Here is a 2,915-nt window from a genome sequence, read left to right as displayed (position 1 = left end):
ACTCGTTTTGATTTTCATTAAAATGCCTTACCGCCAGTCTTGGCGCGATTTTCTCGTTTATGGTCTGCCCGATTGCGGTTGTATTCGAGCTTTTCAGCAATCGCGCCCTCGATGTCATAACCAAATGCCTCTGCATAATCTAAAATTCGGATCACTGCATCAGCCAATTCGACCTCAGCCATCGGACGATGAGGCAAATGGTCGTCCATCAAATTTTTACGCTCTCCCTCCATTGCCTCGCTGATTTCTGAGTGAATTAAACAAAGCAATGTACCTCGTTCTCTTGGATTATCCCACCAACCGGCGTCAACATTTTGCTGGTGAATTTGCTTTTGTAATTCAGTTAGTTTCATCTCAAAAGTCCTTCTTGTGTTGTTTATTTGGCTTGTCTTCGTTTCTCTTAGCTCTGTGCTCGCCTTCGACCTGATCGATAGAAAATAGACTCAGCCCCTTTTGCTCAATGTAGGTCGTGCCTGCCTTGCCGTGACGGTTGAGCCGTAAAATCAACTCGGTGAGCGTTTGGTCTGATTTCTCGTGATAGACTGAATCGCGATAGACCCCCATCCAGTAATCACAATCCTGCTCAATCTGGCCTGTATCGCGGCTATCAGATGCCACCGGACGCTTGTTGGCGCGTTCTTCGAGGTTACGGTTAAGCTGAGTCAGTAGAACAACAACTGTGTCGAGTTCTTTCGCCAGTATCTTGAGTCCCTTCGTGATGTTGCCGTAAGCGATGTCATTGCGGTCTGCCTTTTCGGTTTTCATCAGGGTTAGATAGTCAACGCCGATAAATCCAATTTTGCCAACCTGACGCTTGATTTTACGGCACTGAGCTTGGATATGAGCAAATGTCATGCCCGGCGTATCGTCGATCCAAACGTTAGGCGTATCTTTCAGCTCACCAATCGCCTTACTGAGCATTGCCCACTCGTAATCGTCATCAAGACCACCATAGAACGCATCAGAATTTATCCCGGACTTCTGGCTGACCATGCGCTCGAATAGCTGCTTATCGGTCATCTCCATGCTGAACATCAACACTGGCAGCCCATCACCAGCAACGTTTTTCGCTATCTCGGTTAATACCGTGGTTTTCCCCATTTTTGGACGAGCACCAACGACAAATAACGATCCATTGACGATGTACTTAGGTGCCAGCATTTCATCCAAATCACGTAATCCAGTCTTAAGCCCTCTGTGCAGTTCGGGGTTGTTGAACCGCTCTTCCAATTCACTGAACCACTGATCGGCAATTTCACTCAGCGGCTTGGGCATGTGGTGCGCGTGTCAGTATTCATCCGGGGACGGATATTCCAATGGGGTCACTGGCAGATAAAACTACACGCAGAGCCAGAGCATCGGCTCATCGGTATTTCGATGATGTAGTCAGGAGTCGTAATTTGGAGCGCACGGATGCGTATCACTGGTTAGCAAGTCAACTGGAAATCAGTTTCAACGAATGTCACTTCGGCTGGTTTGATACTGATATGTGTGAACGGGCAGAGAATATATGCAGGAGGTTTAGGTGATAGTAATGAATAATCAAAATGAACAACTACCCACCGTTATAAATAGTGGAACTATTAACATCGACAATATTCAGATAACAGTTCATACATTGGATAACGGGCAGCGTGTAATAGATGAAAATAGTATGCGGATATTTTTAAATTGGCTGGGAGGTGATAATAATGAACAATGATGTGATTGAGTTGGCGCGTGAATCAGTTAGCAATATCACCGATGAATATATTACTGAACATTTTAAAGGAACTAATTACGGGCACGAAAATTATCGAGCCATAATTGAACAAGGATGTTTAAAAACCATGGCGGGATATAGTAATGGTGGAACCACGAAATCAATATTAATTAAAATGGGGTTAATTACAGAAAGGAATAAATTAACCAAATTAGGCCGTGAATTTTTATATCGTTCGTTTGAACTTAGGCCATGTAATGGCAGGTTAGGCGATAAACTCGCTGAATATGAAAATATGAAGCCTGTGGCTATATATAATTTAGCTGATGGCGAGGTTTATAAAAGCATTCATGATATAGGTGATGGAAAAAGCGTATTCGCAGTAAACCTATATCCTCACCCCAACAAATAAAGAACCATCATGGATATTATCGACGCAGCGAATGAATTAAATGAGCTGAGGTTATCTCATGCGCTCCAGAACCGCCCACCAGCATTAACCAGCATCAACGGTATGTGCCGATGGTGTGAGACGGAGCCAGCAATACACGGTGCATTCTGTAGCCGGGAATGTGGGGAGGATTATGAGCGGGATAGGAGGAAAATGAGGGATGAGTGACTACGGAGGCAGTAATACCCCAAAAGAACTGCGCGACCTCTGGCAAACTCCACTCCCGTTATTTCTGGCACTCGATTTAGAATTCGGATTTTATTTAGATGCCGCCGCCGATGCTCAAAATACCCTGTGCACAAATTATCTCATGGAACGAGATAATGCACTGGAATGTGATTGGGTGAGTTACGGTGCAATATTCTGTAATCCACCCTATAGCAATATTCCAAAATGGGTAGAGAAAGCCGCTATCGAATGTCAGAAATGGTTACAGCCAGTTGTGATGCTAGTTCCCTCTGACACATCTGTAGGCTGGTTTAAATTGGCAATGGAAACTGTCGATGAGGTCAGATTAATAACGGGTGGCAGGATTTCATTTGTTAACGCAGAAACACAAAAACCAGTAAATGGAAATAACAAAGGTAGTTTATTGCTAATTTGGCGACCATTCACTAACCCACGCAGAATAATAACAACCGTTGATCGAGATTATTTGATTAATGTCGGCAATGAACAATTGAGGAAAATAGCATGAAAGTAACAATCGAAGTACCGAACAAGAAAGACATTGATATGGTATTTGGATTAGTAGCAGATTTC

General features: G+C 43.7%; 6 protein-coding genes. 4 read left to right on the top strand and 2 right to left on the bottom strand.

The features are described from left to right. Nucleotides 1–17: 17 nt before the first annotated feature. Nucleotides 18–353, bottom strand: a complete 336-nt coding sequence (locus ABLA76_RS15825) for a hypothetical protein (protein ID WP_348988649.1) — start codon at nt 351–353, stop codon at nt 18–20. A 1-nt stretch (nt 354) separates the two neighbouring features. Next, entirely contained in the window at nt 355–1,275 is a 921-nt protein-coding gene (locus tag ABLA76_RS15820) for a DnaB helicase C-terminal domain-containing protein (RefSeq protein WP_348988648.1), read from the bottom strand. A gap of 259 nt (nt 1,276–1,534) precedes the next feature. On the opposite strand from ABLA76_RS15820, the gene ABLA76_RS15815 reads away from it, so the two are divergent. Genes ABLA76_RS15815 through ABLA76_RS15800 form a run of 4 tightly spaced genes read left to right on the top strand, consistent with a single transcriptional unit; the run spans nt 1,535 to nt 2,850 of the window. After that, nucleotides 1,535–1,702, top strand: coding sequence for a hypothetical protein (locus ABLA76_RS15815; RefSeq protein WP_348988647.1), 168 nt, complete (start codon nt 1,535–1,537; stop codon nt 1,700–1,702). Next, the gene (locus tag ABLA76_RS15810) at nt 1,692–2,114 is read left to right on the top strand and encodes a hypothetical protein (protein ID WP_348988646.1); all 423 of its coding nucleotides are present in this window, start codon (nt 1,692–1,694) and stop codon (nt 2,112–2,114) included. The genes ABLA76_RS15815 and ABLA76_RS15810 overlap by 11 nt, the downstream gene beginning before the upstream one ends. A 9-nt stretch (nt 2,115–2,123) precedes the next feature. Further along, nucleotides 2,124–2,321 (top strand): hypothetical protein, encoded by a 198-nt coding sequence (locus ABLA76_RS15805; RefSeq protein WP_348988645.1) that lies wholly within the window; start codon nt 2,124–2,126, stop codon nt 2,319–2,321. Then, a complete protein-coding gene (locus tag ABLA76_RS15800; protein ID WP_348988644.1) occupies nt 2,314–2,850 on the top strand; it encodes a phage N-6-adenine-methyltransferase in 537 nt (178 codons plus the stop codon). The genes ABLA76_RS15805 and ABLA76_RS15800 overlap by 8 nt, the downstream gene beginning before the upstream one ends. The last annotated feature ends 65 nt before the right edge of the window (nt 2,851–2,915 follow it).

Origin of the sequence: Xenorhabdus sp. SGI240 (assembly GCF_040081915.1) — a bacterium.
Classification (GTDB): Bacteria; Pseudomonadota; Gammaproteobacteria; order Enterobacterales; family Enterobacteriaceae; genus Xenorhabdus; species Xenorhabdus bakwenae.
This window is presented reverse-complemented; position numbering and strand designations above follow the sequence as displayed.